This window comes from Methylobacterium dankookense, assembly GCF_902141855.1.
In the GTDB taxonomy this organism is placed as follows: Bacteria; Pseudomonadota; Alphaproteobacteria; order Rhizobiales; family Beijerinckiaceae; genus Methylobacterium; species Methylobacterium dankookense.
The window spans coordinates 14,021-37,760 of the sequence record NZ_CABFVH010000008.1 but is presented as its reverse complement, the minus strand read 5'-3'; the positions used below and the strand labels follow the sequence as shown (position 1 = coordinate 37,760).

At 71.4% G+C, this 23,740-nt stretch carries 22 protein-coding genes; 13 read left to right on the top strand and 9 right to left on the bottom strand.

Annotated features, from left to right (window positions below; all coding sequences use genetic code 11):
• Nucleotides 1-22 precede the first annotated feature (22 nt).
• Nucleotides 23-1,552, top strand: a complete 1,530-nt coding sequence (locus MTDSW087_RS09000; protein WP_373321881.1) for a S10 family peptidase — start codon at nt 23-25, stop codon at nt 1,550-1,552.
• A complete protein-coding gene (locus tag MTDSW087_RS08995) occupies nt 1,549-1,917 on the top strand; it encodes a hypothetical protein (RefSeq protein WP_144762949.1) in 369 nt (122 codons plus the stop codon). The genes MTDSW087_RS09000 and MTDSW087_RS08995 overlap by 4 nt, the downstream gene beginning before the upstream one ends.
• Before the next feature lie 105 nt (nt 1,918-2,022).
• Here MTDSW087_RS08995 and MTDSW087_RS08990 read toward each other — a convergent pair whose 3' ends face one another.
• The gene (locus MTDSW087_RS08990) at nt 2,023-3,807 is read right to left on the bottom strand and encodes a hypothetical protein (RefSeq protein ID WP_244948376.1); all 1,785 of its coding nucleotides are present in this window, start codon (nt 3,805-3,807) and stop codon (nt 2,023-2,025) included.
• 166 nt (nt 3,808-3,973) lie between these two features.
• Between MTDSW087_RS08990 and MTDSW087_RS08985 the strand changes: the two genes are divergently transcribed.
• The 5 genes from MTDSW087_RS08985 to MTDSW087_RS08960 all read left to right on the top strand — a co-directional run bounded on the left by MTDSW087_RS08985 (nt 3,974) and on the right by MTDSW087_RS08960 (nt 9,769).
• Entirely contained in the window at nt 3,974-5,257 is a 1,284-nt protein-coding gene (locus tag MTDSW087_RS08985) for a glycosyltransferase family 87 protein (RefSeq protein ID WP_144762947.1), read from the top strand.
• Nucleotides 5,258-5,265: 8 nt separating this feature from the next.
• Entirely contained in the window at nt 5,266-6,303 is a 1,038-nt protein-coding gene (locus tag MTDSW087_RS08980; protein ID WP_144762945.1) for an NAD-dependent epimerase/dehydratase family protein, read from the top strand.
• A 219-nt stretch (nt 6,304-6,522) separates the two neighbouring features.
• Entirely contained in the window at nt 6,523-8,025 is a 1,503-nt protein-coding gene (locus MTDSW087_RS08975) for an NAD(P)/FAD-dependent oxidoreductase (RefSeq protein WP_144762943.1), read from the top strand.
• Nucleotides 8,026-8,144: 119 nt separating this feature from the next.
• Entirely contained in the window at nt 8,145-9,440 is a 1,296-nt protein-coding gene (locus tag MTDSW087_RS08965; RefSeq protein ID WP_144762939.1) for a PQQ-dependent sugar dehydrogenase, read from the top strand.
• Entirely contained in the window at nt 9,437-9,769 is a 333-nt protein-coding gene (locus MTDSW087_RS08960; RefSeq protein WP_144762937.1) for a c-type cytochrome, read from the top strand. Before MTDSW087_RS08965 ends, MTDSW087_RS08960 begins: the two co-directional genes overlap by 4 nt.
• Here MTDSW087_RS08960 and MTDSW087_RS08955 read toward each other — a convergent pair whose 3' ends face one another.
• Together MTDSW087_RS08955 and MTDSW087_RS08950 are read right to left on the bottom strand one after the other, a co-directional pair.
• The gene (locus MTDSW087_RS08955; RefSeq protein WP_238178612.1) at nt 9,770-10,417 is read right to left on the bottom strand and encodes a TadE/TadG family type IV pilus assembly protein; all 648 of its coding nucleotides are present in this window, start codon (nt 10,415-10,417) and stop codon (nt 9,770-9,772) included. It lies immediately after the preceding gene.
• Complete coding sequence (locus MTDSW087_RS08950) at nt 10,417-10,989, bottom strand: TadE/TadG family type IV pilus assembly protein (protein ID WP_144762935.1); 573 nt, start codon at nt 10,987-10,989, stop codon at nt 10,417-10,419. The genes MTDSW087_RS08955 and MTDSW087_RS08950 overlap by 1 nt, the downstream gene beginning before the upstream one ends.
• Before the next feature lie 241 nt (nt 10,990-11,230).
• Here MTDSW087_RS08950 and MTDSW087_RS08945 point away from each other — a divergent pair, with 241 nt between their 5' ends.
• The 5 genes from MTDSW087_RS08945 (at nt 11,231) to MTDSW087_RS08925 (ending at nt 18,801) form a co-directional block, all read left to right on the top strand.
• The gene (locus tag MTDSW087_RS08945; RefSeq protein WP_144762934.1) at nt 11,231-12,646 is read left to right on the top strand and encodes a TadE/TadG family type IV pilus assembly protein; all 1,416 of its coding nucleotides are present in this window, start codon (nt 11,231-11,233) and stop codon (nt 12,644-12,646) included.
• 29 nt (nt 12,647-12,675) lie between these two features.
• Entirely contained in the window at nt 12,676-13,713 is a 1,038-nt protein-coding gene (locus MTDSW087_RS08940) for an HD-GYP domain-containing protein (RefSeq protein ID WP_144762932.1), read from the top strand.
• 27 nt (nt 13,714-13,740) lie between these two features.
• Nucleotides 13,741-17,316: a C4-dicarboxylate transporter DctA gene (gene dctA / locus MTDSW087_RS31205; RefSeq protein WP_280525257.1), complete on the top strand. Its 3,576-nt coding sequence runs from the start codon at nt 13,741-13,743 to the stop codon at nt 17,314-17,316.
• Nucleotides 17,317-17,464: 148 nt separating this feature from the next.
• Nucleotides 17,465-18,304 (top strand): bifunctional allantoicase/(S)-ureidoglycine aminohydrolase, encoded by an 840-nt coding sequence (locus tag MTDSW087_RS08930; RefSeq protein ID WP_144762930.1) that lies wholly within the window; start codon nt 17,465-17,467, stop codon nt 18,302-18,304.
• The gene (locus MTDSW087_RS08925; protein WP_144762928.1) at nt 18,301-18,801 is read left to right on the top strand and encodes an ureidoglycolate lyase; all 501 of its coding nucleotides are present in this window, start codon (nt 18,301-18,303) and stop codon (nt 18,799-18,801) included. Before MTDSW087_RS08930 ends, MTDSW087_RS08925 begins: the two co-directional genes overlap by 4 nt.
• Before the next feature lie 116 nt (nt 18,802-18,917).
• Here the strand turns inward: MTDSW087_RS08925 and MTDSW087_RS08920 are convergent, their stop codons facing one another.
• Nucleotides 18,918-19,664, bottom strand: a complete 747-nt coding sequence (locus tag MTDSW087_RS08920; protein WP_144762926.1) for a YebC/PmpR family DNA-binding transcriptional regulator — start codon at nt 19,662-19,664, stop codon at nt 18,918-18,920.
• A gap of 191 nt (nt 19,665-19,855) precedes the next feature.
• Here MTDSW087_RS08920 and MTDSW087_RS08915 point away from each other — a divergent pair, with 191 nt between their 5' ends.
• Nucleotides 19,856-20,056 (top strand): hypothetical protein, encoded by a 201-nt coding sequence (locus MTDSW087_RS08915; RefSeq protein WP_144762924.1) that lies wholly within the window; start codon nt 19,856-19,858, stop codon nt 20,054-20,056.
• A gap of 11 nt (nt 20,057-20,067) precedes the next feature.
• Here the strand turns inward: MTDSW087_RS08915 and MTDSW087_RS08910 are convergent, their stop codons facing one another.
• From MTDSW087_RS08910 to MTDSW087_RS08890, 5 genes are all read right to left on the bottom strand, one after another.
• Nucleotides 20,068-20,730, bottom strand: a complete 663-nt coding sequence (locus MTDSW087_RS08910) for a hypothetical protein (RefSeq protein ID WP_144762922.1) — start codon at nt 20,728-20,730, stop codon at nt 20,068-20,070.
• Nucleotides 20,730-21,161 carry a RusA family crossover junction endodeoxyribonuclease gene (locus tag MTDSW087_RS08905; RefSeq protein ID WP_144762920.1) on the bottom strand — a complete coding sequence of 144 codons (432 nt, stop codon included), beginning with the start codon at nt 21,159-21,161 and terminating at the stop codon, nt 20,730-20,732. Before MTDSW087_RS08905 ends, MTDSW087_RS08910 begins: the two co-directional genes overlap by 1 nt.
• A 111-nt stretch (nt 21,162-21,272) precedes the next feature.
• Nucleotides 21,273-22,022 carry an HAD-IA family hydrolase gene (locus MTDSW087_RS08900; RefSeq protein ID WP_144762918.1) on the bottom strand — a complete coding sequence of 250 codons (750 nt, stop codon included), beginning with the start codon at nt 22,020-22,022 and terminating at the stop codon, nt 21,273-21,275.
• Complete coding sequence (gene rpe, locus MTDSW087_RS08895) at nt 22,016-22,708, bottom strand: ribulose-phosphate 3-epimerase (RefSeq protein ID WP_144762916.1); 693 nt, start codon at nt 22,706-22,708, stop codon at nt 22,016-22,018. Before rpe ends, MTDSW087_RS08900 begins: the two co-directional genes overlap by 7 nt.
• Nucleotides 22,709-22,872: 164 nt before the next feature.
• Entirely contained in the window at nt 22,873-23,733 is an 861-nt protein-coding gene (locus MTDSW087_RS08890) for a phosphoribulokinase (protein WP_144762914.1), read from the bottom strand.
• Nucleotides 23,734-23,740: the final 7 nt, after the last annotated feature.

Below are 23,740 nucleotides of genomic sequence, written 5' to 3'. Positions count from 1 at the left end.
GGGCCTGTCGCGGGTCTGGCTGGTGCTCGCCGCCCTCCTCGTCGGCCTCGCGCCGCTGCACGCCCAGGAGGCCAATCGCCGCCCGCCCGAACGGGCCGCGGCGGAATCCCGCGAGGGCCGCAAGCTGCCGCCCGATTCGGTGACGCAGCAGAGCGTCACCCTGCCGGACGGCCGGGCCCTCGCCTTCACCGCGACCGCCGGCAGCCTGCCCCTCGTCGACGAATCCGGGAAGCTCCAGGCCGAGATCGCCTTCGTCGCCTATACGCGGCCGGCGGAAGCCGGGGCCGAACGCCCCGTCACCTTCGCCATCAATGGCGGGCCCGGCGCGGCCTCGGCCTACCTGAACATCGGCGCGATCGGGCCCTGGCGCCTGCCCGCGGACGGGCCGAGCATCAGCCCCTCGCAGGGGGTGGCCCTCGTGCCGAACGACGGCACCTGGCTCGACTTCACCGACCTCGTCTTCATCGATCCGGTCGGCACCGGCTACAGCCGCGCGGCGGAGGGGGACGGCAAGTCCTACTGGAACGTCGATGCGGATGCCTCGGTCCTCTCCGCGGCGATCGCCCGCTACCTGCGCGTCAACGAGCGCATGGGATCGCCGAAATTCTATGTCGGCGAGAGCTATGGCGGCTTCCGCGGCCCGCTGATCGCGGCGAAGCTCCAGGAGGAGATCGGCGTCGGGCTCTCCGGCATGGTGCTGCTCTCGCCGGTCCTCGACTTCGCCTGGCTGCAGCAGCCGCGGGCGAATCCCTGGAGCCACGTGCTGCGCCTGCCCTCCTACGCGGCCTCCGCCCTGGAGCGCGCCGGCACGGCGCCGACCCCCGACCTGATGCGGGACGCGGAGGGCTACGCCACCGGCGACTACCTCGCCGACCTCCTGAAGGGCCCGGGCGACGCGCAGGCGGTCGCCCGCCTCACCGACCGCGTGGCGGCGCTGACCGGGCTCGACGCGGCCTTCGTGAAGGCGCAAGCCGGCCGCCTGTCGATGGGCAGCCTCCAGCGCGAGATCGACCGCAAGGCCGGCCGGGTCGCGAGCGCCTACGACACCGCGGTGAGCGGCTGGGACCCGGACCCGGCGGCCCCGCATGGCGGCTTCGACGACCCCCTGCTCACCGCGCTCCAGGCCCCGCTCACCAGCGCGATGATCGACCTCTACGCCAAGCGCCTGAACTGGCGCGTGCCGAACCTGCGCTACGAGCTCCTGAACGGCGCCGTGAACCGGGCCTGGGGCTGGAATTCCGGCCGCTCGGCCCCGGAGGCGCTGGGGCAGTTGCGCGGCGTGCTGGCCCTCGACGGGAACCTGCGGGTGCTCGTGGCGCACGGCTATACCGACCTCGTCACGCCCTACTTCGCCTCGAAGCTGCTGATCGCGCAGATGCCCGCCTACGGGGCCGAGCCGCGCCTGAGCCTCGCTGTCTATCCGGGCGGGCACATGTTCTATTCCCGGCCCGATTCGCGCGCCGCCTTCCGGCGCGACGCCGCCGCCCTGTTCAAGGCAGCGCTGAAGGCGCGGGGCGCCGACGGGGCAGCCGAGCCGAAGGAGATGCGGTGACCCGGTTCCTGATCCTGCTGCTGCCGGCGCTGCTCGCCGGCTGCACCTCCGCCGAGCGGACGCCGCCGGCGCCGAGCGAGATCGTGCCGGTGCCGCCGAAGCCCCCGGCCCCGCCGCCGAGCTTCACCGGCCCGGTCCTCGGACCCGACGGCGCCTGCACCGGCCCCGTCCCGGGCACGGCCGCCGCGATCGAGCCCGGCATCGGCGAGTGCGATCTGGTGCGCCTGAAGGGCCGGCCGCCCACCGACGTCCTCGTCGGCGAGGGCCGCGCGGGGCGCGAGGTGCAGGTCCTCTACGCCGAGCCCGGCGCGAAGGAATTGTACTTCTTCGTCAACAACCGGCTCGACCGGGTGGTGAAGTCCTAAAAGCGCTCTCAAGCCGAAGTGGACGCCGGTTCGGCTCAGGAGAGCGCGTCAAGAAGGATCCAGAGCCGTGACCGATTGCAGCGCGATCGGTCACGGCTCCGACCGTCAGCGCACCCGCCAGACCCTGAGCACCCCCGGCAGGCTCACCGGCTCGAGCCAGGGCGCGGCCACCTCGCCGCGGGTGAGCCGCGTGGCGAAGGCCGGCTCGGCCTGGAGGTCGTCGCCGGGGCGGGCCGGGCAGGGCACGAGGTAGCGGATCCCGTGCGCCGCCACCTGGCGCCGGAGATCGGCCTCGCTGCCGCCGAGCCCCTCGATGGCGGCGGTGAGCCCGGGAATCGCGCGGTGATAGGGCGCGGCCACCACGGAATGGGGCGTGCGCAAGAGGATCGACGGTCCGATGAAGATCGGCGCCAGCACGGTGCCGGCCGGCAGGGCGGCGAGCGGCGCCACGGCGGCGTCCGAGTGGCAGGCGATCGCCCCGTCCGGATCGCGGCCGTTCGCGGCGGTCGGGGTCAGCGCGCCGGCAAGCAGGGCGAGCACGGTCCAGGTCGAGCTGATCAGGCCGGTCCCGACCGCCACCGCCCCCCAGAGCCGCGGCCCCCGCATGGCGGGCGCGGCGGCGAGGATGCGGTCGATCACCGGGCCGGCCACCAGGGGCACGAACCCGACCGCGACATAGATGCCGCGCAGCTGGAAGAAGCCGAGCACCGCGCCGGGCCACAGGAACAGGGCCGCGATCCGGAAGATCCGCCGCTCCGGCCCGTCAAATGCCAGCCAGGTCGCCGTACCCGCCGCGAGGACGAGGACGGGGTAGAAGGCCAGGATCTCCCACTGCCCCGCGGCCAGGAATTTCGGCACCGAGGCCATCTCGTTGACGGTGTAGAGCCAGTGCTCGCGCACGAGCGGCGTCATCCCCGGGAAGGGGCCGCGCAGGCAGGCCGGGAACAGGGCGGCGAAGCCGCCGAGGAGGAGGGCGCCACAGGCGGCGGCGAGCCCGAGCCGGGCGCGGGCCGAGGCGAGGTGCCGGTCGGCGCAAGCGCAGACGAGGGCGCTGGCGAGGCCGCCGCCCGCGAGCCACAGCCAGGGCGGCGAGAGCGCGTCGCAATAGGTCGTGCCCCAGAGGGCGGGCGCGGTCTGGCCCACGAAAAGCGGGACGACCGCGAGGCCCAGGCCGAGGCCGAAGCCGAGGAAGCCCGGCAGCGCCGCCCGCCCGCGCAAGATCCATTCGCCCGCCAGGAACAGGCCGGCGAGCGCGATGTAGGGCACGGCCTCCAGCCCGATCGCCAGCGAGGCCGCGGCGAGCGCTCCGCCGAGGAGCGAGGGCCGCAACCCGCCGCGGATCATGCAGAGCGCGAGCCCGAACATCGCGATGATCTGCAGGTTGTGGTGGTCGACCCGGCCGGCCTGGAACTGGACGATGATGCCGAAGGCCTGCGTCGCCACGAACACGGCGAGCACCGCCGCGCGCGGGCCGAAGCTCCGGCGCACGCCGCGATGGACCATCAGGCAGAACAGGCCGAGCAGGAGGAGCGGCCACAGGACGGCCGCGAGACCCTCGGCCAGGGAGCGGCCGAGGAGCGGGCCGAGCAGCAGGATGAGACCGGCGATCGGCGCGTCCACGAGGCGCGACCAGTGGCTCTGCACGCCGTCCGGCGGCAGGAAACGGTACTGGACATTGTCGTACCAGCCCTGCCCGGCGAGGAGGTCGCGCACGCCAACGAGGCGCATCGCGTCGTCGGTGTCGGGCACGCGCAGGTGGTCGATCGTGCCCCAGAGGTCGGCGGGCGCGTTCAGGGTGAGAACCGAGAACGCCACGAGGATCCAGAGCAGCGCCTGCGGGTCGATCCGCATCGTCGGCGCCGCCTCGGCACCGATCCCCGTCGTCGCCATCTCGTCCCCGCTCCGCGCCGCCGCGGATGCGCGGCCGCGGTTGCGCGACCATGGCGCGGCCGGCTTAACGCCGGGTCAAGCCGGTGAAGGGCAAACCGGTGACGGGGCGGCGTTAATCGGCCGGCAGGCAGGGCCGGCTAAGGTCGCGGGCTCGCGGAGCCCCGGCATGGTCCCCCCTTCCCTCTCGACGCGGCAGCGCCTCATCGTCGCGCTGGGCGCCCTGATCTCGCTGCTGGCCTGGCTGAGCATCAGGCCGTGGGACTTCAAGGCCTGGATGATCGGCGCCCCGTTCGGGCGCGACTTCGTCAACTTCTGGCTGGCACCGCGCCTGTTCCTGGCCGGCCAGGGCGCCGTCGTGGCCGATATCGCCGTCTATCGCGACGCGGTGATGGCCACCTTCGGCATCACCGACGACCCGAAGCTGCTCTTCGTCTACCCGCCGCACACCCTGCTCTTCCTGGCCCCCTTCGCGCCACTGCCCTTCCTGCCGGGCGTCCTGGTCTGGACGGCGCTGAACCTCGCCGCGCTCGCCGCCACGACGCGGCTCTGGCTCGGGGCGGCGGCGCGGCCGGGGCTCATCTTCGTCATCTGCACCGCGCCGCCGGCCGGGGCGATGGTGCTCTACGGCCATTTCGGCGGCCTCATCGCACTGGCCTCCACCCTCGCCGTGCTCGAGAGCCGGCGCCGGCCCTGGATCGCCGGGCTCTGCCTCGCCTGCCTCTCGGTCAAGCCGCAATTCGCCCTGGCGCTCGGGCTGATCCTGCTCGGCGCCGGGCGCTGGCGCTGGATCCCGGCCGCCGTCCTCGGCACGGCGGCCCTCGTCGCGCTCTCGGCGGCCCTCTTCGGGCTCGATTCCTGGGAGCGGTTCATCGGCGTGACCATGCCGATCCAGAGCGCGTTCATCACCGAGTTCAAGGCGCGCTGGATCGCCCATTCCGTGACGCCCTATTTCGGCGCGCGCTTCTGGGGGATGCCCGCCGCCGGGGCCTGGGCGCTCCAGGCCGCGACAACCCTCCTCGCCCTGGCCGCGGCGGTCGCCGTGCTGCGCCGGATGGGGCCCGAGGCCGGCCCCGGCACGGAGGCCGCGCCGCGGATGGACCCGACGGCGCTCCTCGTCGTCCTGCTCGCGCCGATCGTGATGCAGCCCTATGCCAGCCATTACGAGCTCGCCATCGTCGCCCCGGGCCTGACCCTGCTGGCACTCGGCCGCCCCGCCGCCCCCCTCGCGCTCGCCGTGTGGCTGCTGATCCCGCTCGCGCGGATCCTGATCACCTTCGACCATCCGATCCTGTGCGTGCTCGTCCCCGGCGCCCTGTTCGCCGTCGCGTGGCGCCTGCTCGCACCGGGAGCGCTCTCCGCCGCGGTCGGCGCCGGTTCGGCGCGCGAGAGCGTGTCGCAACACCCCTCGCGCGCCGTGCCCGTCGCGGCCCGCGGCCCCGCCGCCTGCTGAGGACAGACATGGCCCGTCTTCTCGTCACCGGCGGCTCCGGCTTCCTCGGCGGCCTGCTCGTCGAGGACCTCCTCGCCGAAGGACATGCGGTCACCAGCATCGACCTCCTGCCCGGCCACGCGCGCCATCCGCAGCTGCAGGGCGTCGTCGGCGACATCCGCGACCGGGCCCTCCTCGATGGGATCCTGTCCGGCGGCGGCTTCGAGGGCGTGTTTCACTGCGCGGCGCTGCTGGCCCACGGCTCCGTCTCGGAGGCCGAGATGTGGGCCTCGAACGTCGAGGGCACGCGCAGCCTCGCGGCGGCGACGGCCGCGGCGGGCGTGCCAAGCCTCGTCTACATCTCCAGCAACTGCCTCTGGGGCCGCGGCTTCGACCGGCCGGTGCGCGAGGACGACCCGCCGGAGCCTTGCGAGCCCTACGGCCTCAGCAAGTGGGAGGGCGAGAAGATCCTGGCGGCCCATGCCGGCGCCTTCGCGGCGACGGTGATCCGCTCGCCGACCATCATCGAGGAGGGACGCCTCGGCCTCCTCGCGATCCTGTTCGAGTTCATCGCCGAGGGGCGCCGGGTCTGGATGGTCGGCGACGGCTCCCACCGCTACCAGTTCATTTATGCCCGCGACCTCATCGCCGCCATGCGGCTCGCTTGGCGGCAGCGCCGCGCGGGCATCTTCGGTATCGGCTCCGACCGGGTCGACACCATGCGCGAGACCTTCGCCCACGTGATCGCCGAGGCGGGCAGCACTTCGCGGATCGTCGGCCTGCCCAAGGGACCGGCCGTGCTCGCCATGCGTGCGGCGCACGGGCTCCGGCTCTCGCCGCTCGGGCCCTACCATTACCGCATGATCGCGGCCGACTTCACCTTCGACACCGCCCGGATCAAGGCGGAGCTGGGCTGGCGCCCGACCCTGTCGAACAGCGAGATGCTGCTGCGCGCCTACCGCTACTACGCCGCCAACCAGGCCGAGATCGCCGCGCGGTGCCACGTCTCGGCCCATCGCCGTGCGGCGGATATGGGCGTCATCCGCGCGCTCAAGTGGATCTCCTGACGGAGGCGGCGTTCACCGGTGCTCAAGTGCTCTTAAGCCGAAGCGGGCACCGGTTCGGCGAAAAAGAATGTTTCAAAACAAAGACTTGGATCCGATTTCGATTGCAACGCGATCGTGAACGGCTCAAGCCCCCGGAACAGCGTTCGTTAACCCTTCCCTGCGATCCTCCGGCGCATTCGGGCGGCCCTCGTGGAACGAGCCGCCCCGCCGGAGCTGCGCATGAGTCATCACACCGAGACGCTGGTCATCGGCGCAGGGCCAGCCGGCCTCACCGCCGGCTACCTTCTGTCGAAGCACGGCCGCGCCGTCACGGTGCTGGAGCGCGACCCCGCCCAGGTCGGCGGCATCTCGCGCACCGTCTCCCATAACGGCTACCTGTTCGACATCGGTGGGCACCGCTTCTTCTCGAAGTCGAAGGCCGTGGTCGATCTCTGGGACGAGATCCTGCCGGACGACTTCATCGAGCGGCCGCGCCTGTCGCGGATCTACTATCAGGGCAAGTACTACGCCTACCCGCTCAAGGCCTTCGAGGCGCTGCGCAATCTCGGGGTGATCCGCAGCACGGCCTGCGTGCTCTCCTACCTCTACGCCCGCGCCCGGCCGATCGAGCAGCCGAAGAGCTTCCACGACTGGGTGCGCAATCAGTTCGGCGAGCGCCTGTTCTCGATCTTCTTCAAGACCTACACCGAGAAGGTCTGGGGCATGTCCTGCGACGCGATCTCCGCGGACTGGGCGGCACAGCGCATCAAGGGCCTCGACCTCGGCGCCGCGATCCGCGACGCGCTCGCCCGCTCGCTCGGCCTGAAGCCGAAGCAGAAGGCCGGCGAGCCGGTGATCAAGACGCTGATCGAGTCCTTCCGCTATCCCCGCCGCGGCCCCGGCATGATGTGGGAGGCCGCCGCCGCCAAGATCGCCGCCCAGGGCGGCCAGGTCCTCCACGACCGGAGCGTGGACGGGCTGAGCTACGATTCCGCCACCGGCATCTGGACGGTGAGCGTGCTCCTCGGGGACGGCAGCCGCGAGACCCACACGGCCCGCCACGTGATCTCCTCCGCGCCGGTGCGCGAACTGGTGGATTCGATCCGCCCGCGGCCCTTGAGCACCTTCAACGCCCGCGCGCTGCAATACCGCGACTTCCTCACCGTGGCGCTCATCGCCAAGTCGGACCGGACCTTCCCCGACAACTGGATCTACATCCACGATCCGTCCGTGAAGGTCGGCCGCGTGCAGAACTTCCTGTCGTGGTCGCCCGAGATGGTGCCGGAGGCGGGCCATACCTGCCTCGGGCTCGAATATTTCTGCTTCGAGGGCGACGGCCTCTGGTCGAGCTCGGATGCCGATCTCGTGGCGCTGGCCAAGGCCGAGATCGGCAAGATCGGCCTGATCGATCCGGCCGACGTGGTCGACGCCTGCGTGGTGCGCCAGCCCAAGGCCTACCCGGTCTACGACGAAGCTTACGCCGACAACGTCGCCACCGTGCGGCTGGAGTTGGAGCGGGACTTCCCGACGCTGCACCTCGTCGGCCGCAACGGCATGCACAAGTACAACAACCAGGACCACGCGATGATGACGGCCATGCTGACCGTCGAGAACATCCTGGCCGGCCACCGCCGCCACGACGTCTGGCGGGTCAACGAGGATGCCGAATACACCGAGGCCGGCGTCTCGGGCGCCGAGGCCGCGCTCGGCAGCGAGCGGCTGGTGCCGCGCAAGGTGGCCTGAGCGGCAGGGGCGCGGACAGCCGCGCCCGGCCGTCACCCGATCGCCTTGCCCACGGCTCTCTCGCGCGCAAGACTTCCCGCAACGCCCGATCACGAGGCGGCAATCGGGAAGGAACATCCATGCGATCGCAGATCCTCGCCGCGCTCCTCGCGAGCGCGGCCCTCGTCACCGGTGCCCTGGCGCAGGGCGCGGCGCCGGCCGAGACCAAGGCCGAGACTCGGGCCAAGACCGACGACCTCGAGAAGCTCCAGGCCTTCAAGAGCACCGGCACCGCCCCGGCCCCCGAGATCCCGCAGACCGGCCGGCGCGCCGACGCGATCCGCAAGACGCTCGCCAAGATCAAGCTGCCCGAGGGCTTCAAGATCGATCTCTACGCCGTGGTGCCGGATGCCCGCGCCATCGCGGTCGGCCCCAATGCCGGCGTGCTCTTCGTCGGCACGCGCAAGACCAAGGTCTACACGGTGACCGACCGCGACAAGGACCGCGTCGCCGACGAGGTGCGCGCCTTCGCGCCGGGCATCGACTTCAAGATCCCCAACGGCGTCTGCTTCTCGAAGGACGGCGTGCTGACCATCGTCGAGCAGAACCGGGTGCTCGCCTTCCCGGCGGCCGAGTTCTTCTACGAGAACCCGGATGTCGCCGCCGGCATCGTCGTCAAGCAGGGCGAGCTGATCCCCGCATCGGAGGAGAGCTACAACCACACCGCCCGGGTCTGCCGGGTGGGGCCGGACGGCAAGACCTACATCGCGCTCGGCCAGCCCTACAACGTGCCGCCCGCCGACAAGCTCGACCTCTACGCCAAGACCGGCATCGGTGGGATCATCCGCGTCGACGCCGACGGCAAGAACCGCGAGGTCTTCGCCACCGGCATCCGCAACTCGGTCGGCATCGACTTCGCCACCGACAAGTCGCTCTGGTTCACCGACAACCAGGTCGACGGCATGGGCGACGACACGCCGCCGGGCGAGTTGAACCGCGCCACCAAGGCGGGCGAGAATTTCGGCTTCCCCTGGTACGGCGGCGGCAATGTCCGCACCACCGAGTACAAGGACCAGTCCCCGCCGGCCGGCGCCGTCGCCCCCATGGCGGAGCTGCCGCCGCACGCGGCCGATCTCGGCCTGATCGTCTACAACGGCAAGCAATTCCCCAAGAGCTACCGCGGCGGCCTCTTCATCGCCGAGCACGGCTCGTGGAACCGCTCGGAGCCGATCGGCGCCCGGATCATGTTCGCGAGCCTCGGGGCGGACGGCAAGGTCGCCGCGGTGAAGCCCTTCGCGGAGGGCTGGCTGACGCAGGACGGCGAGTATCTCGGCCGCCCCGTCGACGTGGCGGTGCTGCTCGACGGCTCGCTCCTCGTCTCGGACGACACCGCGGGCGCGATCTACCGCATCTCCTACGAGGGCGGCGCCCAATGAGGGCGCACGGCGTCGCGGTCGCCCTGGCGGCCGCGTCCCTCCTCGCCGGCCTGCCCGCGCGGGCCGGCGGGGACGCGGCGGCCGGGCGCAAGCGCGCCGCCGCCTGCCAGACCTGCCACGGCCTCGACGGGCTCTCGAAGATGCCGGAGGCGCCCAACCTCGCCGGCCAGGTCGAGCCCTACCTCGTCAAGGCGCTCAAGGAGTACCGCGACGGCACGCGCCGCAACGCGATCATGAACGTCGTCGCCAAGGAGCTCGGCGACGCCGACATCGACAACCTCGCGGCCCATTACGGCGGCATCCAGATCGAGGTGATCCCGCCGGGCTGATCAGGAGGCCGGGCAGGCCTGTCCGCCGGGCAGCACCACCTCGCGCTGGCCGTTGACGGCCTTGCCCTCGCGCACGGGCCAGGACACCGTGTAGGAGAAGGTCCAGTCGTTGAGCATCGGGACGAGCCGGAACAGGGCCGCGTAGCGCATCTTCACCTCGGCCATCACGAAGCGGGCGCCGTCGCTGGCGCTGCCCGCCGGCGCCGGGCCGATCACCGAGCCCGCCGCCCGCGCCTGGTCGTTCCGCGCCGTGCTGGAGCAGACCTTGGCCACGTAGACGCCGCGCTGCAGGTAGACGCCCCCCGCGGTGAGCACGATGCCCGCATCCGCCACGTCGTAGGGCGTCGCCACCGCCTGGGCGGCGGCATAGACGTCGGACAGGCTGGCGAAGTCGTTGCGCGAGATCAGGTCGGCCATGGCGCCGGCCCCCAGTTGCAGCCGCTTGCCCGTGGCAAAGGCCCGCGGCAGCTCCACCGAGGCCATGAACAGCCCGAGCAGGACCGGCGCGATGAAGGCGAACTCGATCGCGCTGACCCCCTCGCGCGCCGTCGCCGCCCGGGCGAGCCAGGCGCGGACGCGGCGGCCGAGGCGGCGCAGCCTCCCCTCCCCTGCCGGAATCCCCTTCGTGGGAGAACGCGCGGGCGGCATCACACGCAGCTCTTCCCCGAATACGGCTCGGTGCGGAAGATCGCGGTGGCGACGAGGAGCTGCAGGTTCCCGCCCATGCTCTGGTGGGTGAAGTCGAGGAAGCCGAACAGGCGCAGCACCGGCACGGCGGCCCGCAGGGCGACCACGTCGTCGCCCTGCGGGCACTGGAAATTCGTGCCGAACCCGGCCGCCCAGTTCTTCCTCTGGCTGTCGTAGGGGACGGCGACCTGGGTGGTCGAGAAGCTCGCCGACCGGGTGAGGTCGAGCTTGAGGTCGTCGCAGCGGAAGAACACCACCATGCCGCCGCACATCAGCCGCTGCAGGCGCTTCGAGGGGTCGGTGCCGTTCGCCATGTCCTGGAACTCGCCGGTGCGCAGGACGCGCGTCGCGCGGTCCATCGCGAGGTCGAGGGTCTGCTGCGAGAGGGTCATCATCGCGGATTCGACGACCACGCAGAGGAGGGCCAGGAACGGCGCCGCCAGGATCGCGAACTCCACCGCGGCGGCCCCCCGGCGATCGGCCAGGAAGGCGCGGCGGAGACGGGGCGGCCGCACGCTCTCGGTCGTCGGCATGCGGTCGGGTTTCCCACCGGGGCGCCGCATCACGTGCGGGCTTACGTGCCAGATCGCGGATCCTTCGGGACCCGCCCACGCGCCCGAACCTAGGCATGTGCACCTTTACAACCCGTAAGGCCCGCGACTCGCGCTGTGGATGGAATGCCATCGGCCCGGAGAGCGGCTCGGGACGGATCGTTAACCGGCCGCCGCTTAGAGATGGCGGTCGCGTGGACTCGGGCCTCGGCGGGCGGTGTCGATGGGGTACGGACGGCCAGAGGGGAGAAGCCGCGCGGGTTCGAGCGGAGCCGGATCCGGGCTGGTCCGCCGGTTCGGCCGCGACCGGCGGGGCAGCGTCGCCCTGATCTTCGGCCTCAGCGCGACGGTCCTGGTCGGCCTCATCGGCGGCGGCATCGACTACGCCCGGATCACCAGCCGCCGCAGCCAGCTCCAGGCCGCGGTCGATGCCGGCGCGCTTGCGGGCGGCAACGCCCTCAAGCTCGCGGCCTCCTCGATCGACTCGGTTCGCGGCGTCGCCGAGCAGACCGTGCGCGAGGCGGCCAAGCCCTCGCCCGACCGGCCCTTCACCCTGCGCGTCGATGTCCCGCCGGAGAAGACCAGCGTCTTCGCCCGCGCCGAGGAGACGGTGCGCCTCGGCTTCGGCGCCTTCGTCGGCCTCGGCACCACGACGATCGCCGCGCAGGCCCGCGTCAACGTGGTCGGCCGCATGCGCCTGTGCATGCTGACCCTCGACCCGGGCGCCCCCGGTGCCTTCAACCTCCAGAAGGACGCCCAAGTCACCGCCAACAACTGCTCGCTCTACTCGAATTCGCTCAATCCGATCGGGATGGTGGGCGGCGACCGCGCGATGGCGCGGGCCGACACGATCTGCTCCGTCGGCGGCTATCTCGGGATCCGGGCGAACTTCGCGCCGGCGCCGCAGACGGGCTGCCCGGTGATCGAGGATCCGCTCAGGGGCCGCGCCAACCCGCCGGTGGGCAGCTGCTCGAGCCTGCCCTTCCCGTTCAACCTGCTGCCCCTCGGCAAGACGCCGACCATCGACCAGAGCGTCACCCTCGAGCCCGGCACCTATTGCGCCGGCCTGCAGATCAAGAAGAACGCGGCGGTGACGCTGAAGCCCGGCATCTACGTGTTCAAGGACGGGCCGCTGATCGTGAAGGACAAGGCCTCCCTGACCGGGGCGGGCGTCGGCCTCTACTTCACCGGCGACAGGGGCGGCCTGCTCTTCGACAAGAACACGACCATCAGCCTCACGGCGCCCACGACGGGCGAGATGGCCGGGCTGCTGATGGCCGAGCAGACGACGGTCGCCGACCCGCTCGATCCGGCGATCCTCGCCAATCTCCTGGATATCGGCTTGTCCATCCCGCTCACCCCGCCGCCGCTCGGGCTGACCAAGCCGTTGCGGATCTACCGGATCATCAGCAACAATGCCCGCACCATGCTCGGCACGATCTACCTGCCCACCGGGCGCCTCGTGATCGACGCGACGCAGCCGGTGGCGGACCAGTCGGCCTACACGGTCGTGGTCGCCCAGCAGGTCAATCTCTACGAGGGGCCGAACCTCTACCTGAACGCCAATTACGAGGGCACGAGCGTGCCGGTGCCCAAGGGCGTCGGCCCGATCTCGGGCAAGCTGATGCTGAGCCAGTAGGGCGCCGGACGGTCCTCGGGAGATACGCGATGCTCGCCCTCATCCTCGACGATTCCGAGATGAACAACCTGCTGATGATGCAGGCCCTGAAATCCGTGCCCGATTGCGAGCCGGTGGACTTCACCTGCCCGCGTGCGGCCCTCGACTTCCTGCGCGACAATGTCGAGCGGATCGGCATCGCGATCACCGACTACGACATGCCGGGCCTGACCGGCCTCGACGTCATCGCCGCGGCGCGCGCGGTCGAGGGCTTCGCGCATGTCCCGATCGTGATGGTGACGAGCCTCGACCAGCAGAGCCTGCGCCGCGAGGCCCTGGCGCGGGGCGCCACCGATTTCCTCGGCAAGCCCTGCGACCCGGTCGAGATCCGGGCGCGGGTGACGAACCTGATGAAGATCTCGGCGGCCCACCGACAGGAGCGGGACCGCTCCGCCTGGCTCGCCCGCGAGGTCGCCGCCGCCGTCTCGGTGATCGAGGCCCGCGAGCGCGAGATCATCGCCCTCCTGATGCGGGCGGCCGAGCACCGCGACACCGATACCGGCAACCACGTCGCCCGGGTCTCGGCCTATGTCGGCATCATCGCGACGCATCTCGGGCTCGATCCGGAGCGGGTGCGCATCCTCTCGCTCGCCTCCACCATGCACGATGTCGGCAAGATCGGCGTGCCGGACGCGATCCTCCTGAAGAAGGGCCCGCTCTCGCCCGAGGAGCGGGCCGAGATGGAGCTGCATGCCGAGCGCGGCCGGCGCATCCTGGAGGGCAGCACCTCCGAGGTGGTCCGGCTCGCCGCCGAGATCGCCGCGAGCCACCACGAGCGCTGGGACGGGACCGGCTACCCGGCCGGCCTCGCGGGCGAGGCGATCCCGCTCTCGGGCCGCATCGTGGCGGTGGCCGACGTGTTCGACGCCCTCGTCTCCGAGCGGCCCTACAAGAAGGCGTGGTCGCACGCGGAGGCGCGGGCCTTCCTCGCCGACCAGGCCGGCCGCCATTTCGATCCCGCCTGCATCGCCGCCTTCGTCTCCGGATGGGACGAGGTGGAACGGCAGCACGCGGCCCTGGCCGCCTGACGGCGACTTCGGAGACTCTAATCCGCGATGCGCCCGCTCAAGCCGCCCTCCCGGCGCTCCCTCGCCAGCCGGCTCGCCACCGTCGTGGTCGGCGCGGTCGCGGCCGCCCTCCTCGTCGCCACCACGCTCTCGGTCTGGCGCGAGGTCGACCGCTACGGCGCCGAGACGAGCAGGGCGTTGCGCACCATCGCCGAGGTCTTCGCCTCCGCGGGCGCGCAGGCGGTGGCCGACGACGACCGCGCGGCGGGCGACGCCACCCTCCGGGCCATCGGCAGCGACCGCTCGATCGTCTACGCCGCGCTCGAGCGGCTCGACGGCTCTGTGCTCGCCGAGCAGGGCCTCGGCCTGCGCCTGTCCCGCGACATCGACCTCGACGCGCAGTCCGAGATCTCGGTGCTCGACCTGCTCTCGACCCATACCCTGCGCGTCAGCGTGCCGGTGAAGGAGAATTCGAGGACCATCGGCCACGTCGTGATGGTGAAGCAGGCCGACGACCTGCCCGGGCGCATCGCAGACGTCGCCCTCTCGGGGACGCTGGCCGGCCTCCTCGCCATCGTCCTCGGCCTCGGCATCGCGGCGCGGCTGCAGCGCTCGGTGACGAAGCCGCTGGCCGCGCTCGCCACCACCATGGACGCGGTGCGCCTGCACCACGACTACACGCAGCGGGCCGAGGTCGTCGCCGGCGACGAGGTCGGGGCGCTGGCCGGCACCTTCAACGCGCTGCTCGGCGCCGTGAACGAGCGCGACCGCAGGCTCGCCGAGCACGGCGCCAAGCTGGAGGACGAGGTCCGCGCCCGCACCCTCGACCTCAGCGAGGCGATGCAGGCGGCGGAATCCGCGAACGCCGCGAAATCCACCTTCCTCGCCACGATGAGCCACGAGATCCGCACGCCGATGAACGGCATGCTGGTGATGGCGGAGCTGCTGGCCGGCACCGACCTGCCGCCGCGCCAGCGCCGCTACGCCGAGGTCATCGCCCGCTCGGGCCAGTCGCTCCTCGCGATCATCAACGACATCCTCGACTTCGCGAAGGTGGAGGCGGGCAAGCTGGAACTGGAGCGCATCCCGGTCGACCCGGCCGAGATCGCCGACACGGTGGTGACGCTGTTCGCCGAGCGGGCGCGGGGCGGCGGGCTCGACCTCGCGGCGAGCATCGCCCCGGACGTGCCGCGCCGCATGCTCGGCGATCCGGTGCGGCTCGGGCAGGTCGTCTCGAACTTCGTCTCGAATGCGCTGAAGTTCACGGCGGCCGGCCATGTCCGCCTGCGCATCGAGACCTGCGAGGGCGGGCGCTCCCTGCGCATCGCGGTGAGCGACACCGGCATCGGCATCCCGCAGGACAAGCTGCCGACCATCTTCGCGGCCTTCTCGCAGGCCGACCAGTCGACCACCCGCCGCTTCGGCGGCACCGGCCTCGGCCTCTCGATCGCCGAGCGGCTGATCGGCGCCATGGGCGGCACGGTCGGCGTCGAGAGCACGCTGGGTATGGGCTCGACCTTCTGGGCGCGGATCCCGATCGCGGAGGCCGAGGCGCCGCCGGTGATCCTGCGGCGCGATCCCGTGCCGGCGGCCCTCGCGCTCGCGGGCCTCGGCGGGGCGACGCGCGACGCGCTCGCCGCGAGCCTCAGGGCGGCCGGCTTCACGCCCGCCGACGGGTCGGAGGCGCCGCTGCGCATCGCCGACGCCGAGGCGCTGCTGCGCGAGCGCGTCCGCCCGGCCGGCGCCGTGCGGGTGATCGCCCTGTGCCCGATGGGCGAGCCCGCGGGCACGCAGGTGCTCGAGGCGGGCCTCGCCGACGAGCTGCTGCGCTGGCCCGTGGTGCAGGCCGAGTGGCGGCCGGCGCTCGCCGCCCTCGCCGAGGGCCGGCCCTTCGCGCAGAGTGCGACGACGCAAGGCGCCCGCGCGGCCGCCCTGCCGCAATTCCCGCGGGCGCGGGTGCTGGTCGCCGACGACAGCGCCGTCAACCGCGAGGTCGCCGTCGAGGCGCTCGCCCGTTGCGGCGTCACCGCCGTGACGACCGTCGAGGACGGCGCCGCCGCCGTGCTGGCCTGCGCCGAGGATCGCTTCGACCTCGTGCTGATGGACGGCAACATGCCCGTCCTCGACGGCTTCCAGGCCGCCCGCGCCATCCGCGCCCGCGAGGCCGAGACGGGCGGCCCCCGCACGCCGATCGTCGCGCTCACCGCCCATGTCGTCGGCGACGGCGCCGTCGCTTGGCGCGAATCCGGCATGGACGGGTCGCTCGCCAAGCCCTTCACCCTGGCCCAGCTCGCGGCAATCCTGGGCGGATCCCTTTCCTCAGCGACGGAGGCCGCCCCCGAGGCGGCGCCCGAACCGCAGGCGATGCCGCTCCTCGACGCGCAGACCCTCGCGAACCTCTCCGAGCTCGGCGACGGCGCCTTCTTCGGCCGCCTGCTCCGCCTCTACGAGGCGCAAGGTCCCGCGGCGCTGGAGAACCTGGACGCCGCCGTCGCGGCGGGCGACCTGCGGAAGGTGGGCCGCGTCGGGCTCAAGGCGCTGATCTACTTTGAGGTGGTGACCACCATCGCCCTCGTGCTCGGCATTGCGCTGGCCTACCTGTTCGCGCCGGGCCATGGCATGAACGTCGACACGGCGAGCCTCGATGCCAAGGCGCTCAGCCCCTATACCGACCGCGTCGGGCAGGTGACCGGCACGGTCGACTTCCTGATGAAGCTGATCCCGACCACGGTGGTCGACGCCTTCGCCAAGGGCGACATCCTTCAGGTCCTGCTGATCGCCATCCTGTTCGGCTCCGGCCTCGCGCTGCTGGGCGAGCACGGAAAGCCGCTCGCCGAGAGCATCGAGCGCATCACCAACGTCCTGTTCAAGGTGATCGGCTTCATCGTGCGCCTCGCGCCGCTGGGCGTCCTCGGCGCGGTCGCCTTCACGGTGGGCAAGTACGGGGTCGGATCGCTCAAGCAGCTCGGCCTCCTGGTCGGCCTGTTCTATGCGGGCGTCGCCTTCTTCGTCTTCGTGGTGCTCGGCGCCATCATGCGGGCGGCGGGGTTCAGCATCCTCAAGCTGCTCGCCTACCTGCGCGAGGAGCTGACGGTGGTGGCCGGCACCGCCTCCTCCGACAGCGTGCTGCCCCAGGTGATGCGCAAGCTGGAGCGCCTCGGCATCAAGGATTCGACGGTCGGCCTCGTCATCCCGACCGGCTACTCGTTCAACCTCGACGCCTTCTCCCTCTACCTGACGCTCGCCACCGTGTTCATCGCGCAGGCGACGAACACGCCGCTCTCCTTCGGCCACCTGCTCCTGATCCTCGGCATCGCCCTGCTCACCTCGAAGGGCGCGCACGGCATCCCGGGCTCGGCGATCGTGGTGCTCGCCGCGACCCTCTCGGCGGTGCCGGACATCCCGGTGATCGGCCTCGTGCTCGTCCTGTCGGTGGACTGGTTCGTCGGCATCGCCCGGGCGCTGGGCAACCTGATCGGCAATTGCGTGGCGACCGTGGTGATCGCCGCCTGGGAGGGCGACATCGACCGGGCGCAGGCGCGCCGCGTCCTCGACGGCGACGTCGCGCTCAACACCGAATCGGCCCTCGCCGTACCCGTAGCCGAGGTCCGCCCCGCCCGATGAGGCCGGGATCCCGGGTTTCCAAAGGGATCATCCCTTTGGTGGGGTGCAGGGGCAAAGCTCCTGCGGACATCCCCGGGCTCCGCCCGGACCCGCGAGAGGGATGATCCCTCTCGACACCCGGATTTCGCCGATGCACGAAGGTCCCGAGATGAGCGCTTCGCCCTACAACCCGCCCTGCGGGGGCCTGCCGCCCCAAACCGCCCTGATGACCGGCCGGGCCGTGTTCACCGAGGCCTACGCGGTCATCCCGAAGGGTGTGATGAGCGACATCGTCACCAGCGTCCTGCCCTTCTGGGAGGGCAGCCGCGCCTGGATGCTGTCGCGGCCCCTGTCCGGCTTCTCCGAGACCTTCGCGCAATACCTGATGGAGGTCGCACCCGGCGGCGGCAGCGCGCGGCCCGAGCCCGACGGGCAAGCCGAGGGCGTGATCTTCGTGGTGGAGGGGGCCCCCGCCCTCACCCTCGACGGGCGCGAGCAGGCGCTGCGGCCGGGCGCCTACGCCTATCTCGCCCCCGGCGCCACATGGTCGCTGCGCAATCCCGGCCCGGGCGCGGCCCGCTTCCACTGGATCCGCAAGGCCTACGAGCGGGTGCCGGGGATCGACGCACCCGACTCCTTCCTGGCCCACGAATCCGAGATCGAGCCGGCGCCGATGCCGGGCACGGACGGGGCCTGGGCCACCACCCGCTTCGTCGCCTCGGACGACGTGCGCCACGACATGCACGTCAACCTCGTCACCTTCCGGCCCGGCGCCTCGATCCCCTTCGAGGAGACGCATGTGATGGAGCACGGCCTGTTCGTGCTGGAGGGCAAGGCGGTCTACAAGCTCAACCGCGACTGGGTCGAGGTCGAGGCCGGCGACTTCATGTGGCTGCGCGCCTTCTGCCCGCAGGCCTGCTACGCCGGCGGCCCCGGCCCCTTCCGCTACCTGCTCTACAAGGACGTGAACCGCCACGCCGCCCTGAAGCCCCGCGGGGCCGGCCGATGAGCGGCCGCAGCGTCACCGCGCAGGCCCTCACGCGCGAGGCCTTCGCGCCCTTCGGCTCGGTCATCGACTGGGAGGGCGCCACCGCCCGCCCGATGAATGCCGGCATGGCGCGCCGCTTCCACGACCTCGCGCGGATCGACGTCGCGGGCGAGGGCGCGCATGTGGTGATCGGCCTCGTGGAGGCCGAGCCCTACCCCATGCCGCTGGCCTTGAGCCTCGTGGAGCGCCATCCGCTGGGTGCGCAGGCCTTCCTGCCGCTGAACGACGCGCCCTTCCTCGTCGTGGTCTGCCCGGACGAGGGCGGCCGGCCCGGCCGGCCGCACGCCTTCGTCACGGCGCCGGGCCAGGGCGTCGCCTACGCCCTGAACACCTGGCACGGCGTGCTGACCCCGTTCGGGGCGCCCCAGGCCTTCGCCGTGGTGGACCGCGGCGGCCCCGGCGTGAATCTCGAGGAGTTCGTTTTCGACGAGCCCTGGACGGTGGCGCTGCCGGGATAGTCCGGGCGTCGAGAGGGGTCACCCCTCTCGCGGGGCCAGGGCGGAGCCCTGAAAGGACCTCGGGGCTTCGCCCCGACGCTCCCACCAGAGGGATGATCCCTCTGGACACCCGGGATTCAGGCCCCGAGCTTGGCCATCAGCGCCTCGGAGAGGGCGAAGTTGACGTAGACGTTCTGGACGTCGTCCTGGTCCTCGATCACCTCGACCAAGCGGACGAGCTTCTCGCCGGTCTCGTCGTCGACATCGATCGTGTTCTGCGCCTTCCAGACGAGGCCGGTGCGCACGGGCTCGCCGAAGCGGGCCTCCAGGGCCTTGCCGACCTCGCCATAGGCGTCCTGCGCGCAGGTGACCTCGTGGCCGCCCGCGTCCGAGCGCACGTCGTCGGCGCCGGCCTCGATCGCGGCCTCCAGCATGGTGTCGGCATCCGCCACCGAGGCTGCGAAGGCGATGACGCCGACCCGGTCGAACATGAAGGCCACCGCGCCGGTCTCGGCGAGGCTGCCGCCCGACTTGGTGAAGGCCGAGCGCACGTCGGAGGCCGTGCGGTTGCGGTTGTCGGTCTGGGCCTCGACGATGAGGGCCGCGCCGCCCGGGCCGTAGCCCTCGTAGCGGATCTCCTCGTAGTTCTCGCCATCGGCGCCGGCCGCCTTCTTGATGGCGCGCTCGATATTGTCCTTGGGCATGTTCTCGGCCCGCGCCGCGAGAATGGCGGCGCGCAGGCGCGGATTCATCGCCGGATCGGGCGTGCCGAGCTTGGCCGCGACCGTGATCTCGCGGGCGAGCTTGCCGAACACCTTGGAGCGGACCGCGTCCACGCGGCCCTTGCGGTGCATGATGTTCTTGAACTGGGAATGGCCGGCCATGGCTTTCGGCTCTGCCTCTGGGCTGTCGTGCGATCCGGCGGAGAGCCCGCGCCCTCGACGCCGCGATGTGTGAATCGGCGGGTTATAGGCCGGCGCTCGCCAGCGAGGCAACGCGGATGCGGCCGGCTACGGAAAGATCCGGCCCGGCGGGCGTTCCGATGTCGGGTGGCGCAGGCCGCGGAGGAGAGCCGATGCCGGGACGGACCGAAGCACGCATTGCGGTGCCGGCGGATTCGAGCGGCGCCGACGGCCGGGCGAGAGCGGCGGGTCCGCGCTGGCTCAGGCTCGGATTCGTGGCTTTGCTCGGCGCCGTGGCAGGCGCGACGCTGTTCGCCACCGAGGCGCAGGGGCGGGCCGAGACGCGGCGCCGATCGGAGGACGAGCAGACTTGAAGGCGCGTGCGTCAGCCCCCAGTCACGCTGACCGTCTCTTCGACCGCTGCCAGCACCTGCTCGATATCGGCGTCCGTGGGCTCGGCCATCAGGTCGCCGTGCACGATGCGGTTCCTGAGATCGATCAGCCCCCGCCCCCGCCGCTCGGTCTCTGGCTCGATATAGCCCTGCATGGCGAGAGTCTGAACCAGCGTGCCGGGTGCACGTGCGCGACCCTCCGCCTCCTCTTCCCGAAGCCGCAACGCGGTTTCGAGCAGCGACCAAGCCATGATGAAGGCGGCGCGCCTGTGCCCGGCTCTCCGGAGGTCGCGAACCTCCTCGATATGGCTGCGCAGCAGTTCCGGTGCCGCTGTATCGAGCACGAGCGACTGGAGCGGGTCCCCGCCGATGAAGGCCACGTGCAGATGCCAGTCCGGATGGCCGTCGAACAGGCCGCGAATGTCCTGCAGGCTGTGGTCGGATGACGGGCCCGGCCGGTCCTTCACCTCGATGACGATGTTGCGGCCCGGCTTCTCGGCAAGCGCATCGGGCAGATAGGATCCGAGAAAGTCGGGGAGTTGCTCAGCGCGCGGATGAAGCGTGAACCGGAAGCCCGCATCCTCGTAGCGCCCGCGCAGGCGCTCCATGAACTGCGTCTCGACCTCGCGCCGAGACAGCGGAGCATAGGAAGCCATCAGATCCTCCTCCAGGCCAGATCGTCGTCGACGCGGATATAGACGATAGGCAAGGCCGCATTGAGCGCCGATGCGAGTTGCCTGCTCGGATCGATGAACTCCCAGGCAAGGCCCGGCTCGAACTTCTGGACCAGGACGCGCTCGACATCCCGATCGTCCAGGTAGGCGATGCCGATCAGTGCGTCCATGACAGGCTTCACGATGTTGTCGACATCGCCTTCCATGGTTGCCGCCGGAAAATAGTAGAGCGTGAGACTGAGTGGGCGCCGGTCGAGAAAGCCAAGCTCGTCGGTTTCATGAACGCGCGCCCGTGCCGTCGCACCGACCAGCATTCGCCACCGCTCCTTCGACCGGCTACTGCCCGCGAGCGAAATCGGCGTTCCGGCGACGTGGAATTCCAGCGGATAGAGGGTCTCCTGCGTACCCGGCATCCTGCCCGTCCATCCCGCAGCAATCACGCCGAGTGACTTTGCAGAAGACTATTGTCCTGCGCAACAGCGAAGGCGCCTGCAGCGGGCCGACAGGCCGGGTTGCGAATATTCTTAAGGCCGCCCGGCGTGCCAGTCCTTCAACGCGGCAAGCGTCACCACGCCGCCGGGCCAGACCACGCCGGCGATGTGGCGGTGCGGGCTGTCCGGCTCGCCGAGGTCGGAGACCGCCGAGAAGGCGCCATCGAGCGAGTGGCGCTCGGTGTAGAGGCTGCGCGTGGCGATGACGGCGAGGCCCGCATCGAGGGCGGAGCGGATGCCGGCGGCGGAATCCTCGACGGCGATCGCCTCGGACGGCCGCACGCCGAGCCGCTCCAGGGCGAGGGTGAACACGTCCGGCGCCGGCTTCTTGCGCGCCGCCTCGTCGCCGGCCGCGATCACGTCGAAGGGCTGCACGCCGTCCGGGAAGTTCACCGCGATCAGGCGGTCGACATTCGGCCGGCTCGTGGTGGTGGCGACCGCGAGTTTCACCCCGGCGGCCCCGGCCTCGGCGATGAGGCGGCGGATGCCGGGGCGCAGGGCGAGGCGGCCGGCATCGACCAGATCGCCGTAGACCTTCGTCTTGCGCTCGTGGATCTCCGGGCAGCGGGCCAGGAGGGCGGCGGCCTCCTCGGGAAAGCGCGTCTCGATGTAATGGGCGAGGCGCTCCTTGCCGCCCATGACTGTGAGGAGGTCCGCATAGGTGGCGGGCTCCCAGTGCCAGGGCAGGCCGAACTCGGCGAAGGCGCGGTTGAAGGCCTGCCGGTGCAGGTCCTCGGTCTCGGCCAGCGTGCCGTCGACGTCGAAGATCAGCGCCTTCAGCATGCGAGGGGGCCGGATCCGGATGCCGCCTCGGCGCTGCTCCGGATTGCCGCGATCCGCTCGGCATAGGCCGCGGGCCCGTCCTTGAAGACCGCGTTGCCGGCCACGAACACGTCGGCGCCCGCCCGCGCCGCGGCCTCGACCGTGGTCGCGTCGATGCCGCCATCGACCTCGATGCGGATGTCGCGGCCGGCCGCCATGGCGCGCACCCGCGACACCGTCTCGAGCGAGCTGGCCAGGAAGCTCTGCCCGCCGAAGCCGGGATTGACCGTCATCACCAGCACGAGGTCGGCGATGTCGAGGAGCGGCTCGACCACCGCGGCGGGGGTGCCGGGGTTGAGCGCTACGCCCGCGCGCTTGCCTAGCGCTCGGATGGTCTGGAGCGAGCGGTGGATGTGGGGCCCGGCCTCGACATGGACGGTGATGCCGTCGGCGCCCGCCTCCGCGAAGGCCGCGAGATAGGGATCGGCCGGCGCGATCATCAGGTGCACGTCGAAGAACTTGTCCGTGTGGGGCCGCAGCGCCTTCACCACCGGCGGCCCGAAGGTGATGTTGGGCACGAAATGCCCGTCCATCACATCGAGATGGATCCAGTCGCCCCCGGCCTCGGCGACCGCGCGCGTCTCCTCGCCGAGCCGCGAGAAGTCGGCGGAGAGGATCGAGGGGGCGATGAGGGGGCGGGTCGTCATGTCAGGTCTTCCAGAGGTTCAGATAGGGTCCGATCCCGCGCGGGGAGGGGCCTCGGCGCTGGCCGGGTGTCGCGGGATGCGCCCATTCCCACCCGCGACCTCATCGTGAGGGGGAGAGTCGCCGATCCGCCCGGATGCCGGCAGCCATAGCGACCGGGCCGCCCTCAAGCCAGCCGCCGCCTGCGCTCCACGAGCTGCATGATGATCGGCGTCAGGATGAGCTGCATCGCGAGGTCGAGCTTGCCGCCCGGAATGACGATGGAGTTCGCCCGGCTCATGAAGCTGTCGTGGATCATCGAGACCAGATAGGAGAAATCGATCCCCTTCGGACTCTTGAACCGGATGACGACCATCGACTCGTCGGCGGTGGGGATCCAGCGGGCGATGAACGGGTTCGAGGTGTCCACCGTCGGCACGCGCTGGAAGTTGATGTCCGTCCACGAGAATTGCGGGCAGATCGTCTGCACGTAGTCGGGCATCCGCCGCAGGATCACGTCGGTGACGGCCTCGGTCGAGTAGCCGCGGAACGAGCGGTCGCGGTGCAGCTTCTGGATCCACTCGAGGTTGATCACCGGCACCACGCCGATCTTGAGATCGGGATAGCGGGCGATGTCCACGCTTGAATCGACCACGCAGCCGTGCAGGCCCTCGTAGAACAGCAGGTCCGAGCCCGGCGGGAAGTCCTCCCAGGCCGAGAAGGTGCCCTCCGGGGTGCCGTAGCGGGCGGCGTCGTGCGCGTCGTGGGCGTAGTGCCGCGTGCGGCCGGTGCCGGACTCGCCGTAGCTGCGGAACACCTCCTCCAGCTCCGGCAGGAGGTTGGCCCGCGGCGCGAAGTGGCTCAGCGTCGGCTCGCGGGCCATCATCGCGCGCATGGTCTCGCGGTCGAAGGCGTGGAAGCCGTCGCCCTCGATATAGACCGCGCTGACGTCCTCCCGGCGGAAGATCTGCTCGAAGGTGTTGCGGACCGAGGTGGTCCCGGCCCCCGAGGAGCCGGTGACCGAGATGATGGGGTGACGCGCCGACATCCTTAAA

What these genes read in the sequence shown, in the direction of transcription:
- MTDSW087_RS08955 (WP_238178612.1), bottom strand. Translation starts at nt 10,417, where the DNA reads ATGCCGCCCGCGCGTTCTCCCACGAAGGGGATTCCGGCAGGGGAGGGG.
- MTDSW087_RS08990 (WP_244948376.1), bottom strand. Translation starts at nt 3,807, where the DNA reads ATGGCGACGACGGGGATCGGTGCCGAGGCGGCGCCGACGATGCGGATC.
- MTDSW087_RS08930 (WP_144762930.1), top strand. Translation starts at nt 17,465, where the DNA reads ATGAGCGCTTCGCCCTACAACCCGCCCTGCGGGGGCCTGCCGCCCCAA.
- MTDSW087_RS08950 (WP_144762935.1), bottom strand. Translation starts at nt 10,989, where the DNA reads ATGCCGACGACCGAGAGCGTGCGGCCGCCCCGTCTCCGCCGCGCCTTC.
- MTDSW087_RS08980 (WP_144762945.1), top strand. Translation starts at nt 5,266, where the DNA reads ATGGCCCGTCTTCTCGTCACCGGCGGCTCCGGCTTCCTCGGCGGCCTG.
- MTDSW087_RS08945 (WP_144762934.1), top strand. Translation starts at nt 11,231, where the DNA reads ATGGGGTACGGACGGCCAGAGGGGAGAAGCCGCGCGGGTTCGAGCGGA.
- MTDSW087_RS08890 (WP_144762914.1), bottom strand. Translation starts at nt 23,733, where the DNA reads ATGTCGGCGCGTCACCCCATCATCTCGGTCACCGGCTCCTCGGGGGCC.
- MTDSW087_RS08900 (WP_144762918.1), bottom strand. Translation starts at nt 22,022, where the DNA reads ATGCTGAAGGCGCTGATCTTCGACGTCGACGGCACGCTGGCCGAGACC.
- MTDSW087_RS08985 (WP_144762947.1), top strand. Translation starts at nt 3,974, where the DNA reads ATGGTCCCCCCTTCCCTCTCGACGCGGCAGCGCCTCATCGTCGCGCTG.
- MTDSW087_RS08905 (WP_144762920.1), bottom strand. Translation starts at nt 21,161, where the DNA reads ATGCCGGGTACGCAGGAGACCCTCTATCCGCTGGAATTCCACGTCGCC.
- MTDSW087_RS08960 (WP_144762937.1), top strand. Translation starts at nt 9,437, where the DNA reads ATGAGGGCGCACGGCGTCGCGGTCGCCCTGGCGGCCGCGTCCCTCCTC.
- MTDSW087_RS08940 (WP_144762932.1), top strand. Translation starts at nt 12,676, where the DNA reads ATGCTCGCCCTCATCCTCGACGATTCCGAGATGAACAACCTGCTGATG.
- rpe (WP_144762916.1), bottom strand. Translation starts at nt 22,708, where the DNA reads ATGACGACCCGCCCCCTCATCGCCCCCTCGATCCTCTCCGCCGACTTC.
- MTDSW087_RS08915 (WP_144762924.1), top strand. Translation starts at nt 19,856, where the DNA reads ATGCCGGGACGGACCGAAGCACGCATTGCGGTGCCGGCGGATTCGAGC.
- dctA (WP_280525257.1), top strand. Translation starts at nt 13,741, where the DNA reads ATGCGCCCGCTCAAGCCGCCCTCCCGGCGCTCCCTCGCCAGCCGGCTC.
- MTDSW087_RS08975 (WP_144762943.1), top strand. Translation starts at nt 6,523, where the DNA reads ATGAGTCATCACACCGAGACGCTGGTCATCGGCGCAGGGCCAGCCGGC.
- MTDSW087_RS08910 (WP_144762922.1), bottom strand. Translation starts at nt 20,730, where the DNA reads ATGGCTTCCTATGCTCCGCTGTCTCGGCGCGAGGTCGAGACGCAGTTC.
- MTDSW087_RS08925 (WP_144762928.1), top strand. Translation starts at nt 18,301, where the DNA reads ATGAGCGGCCGCAGCGTCACCGCGCAGGCCCTCACGCGCGAGGCCTTC.
- MTDSW087_RS08965 (WP_144762939.1), top strand. Translation starts at nt 8,145, where the DNA reads ATGCGATCGCAGATCCTCGCCGCGCTCCTCGCGAGCGCGGCCCTCGTC.
- MTDSW087_RS08920 (WP_144762926.1), bottom strand. Translation starts at nt 19,664, where the DNA reads ATGGCCGGCCATTCCCAGTTCAAGAACATCATGCACCGCAAGGGCCGC.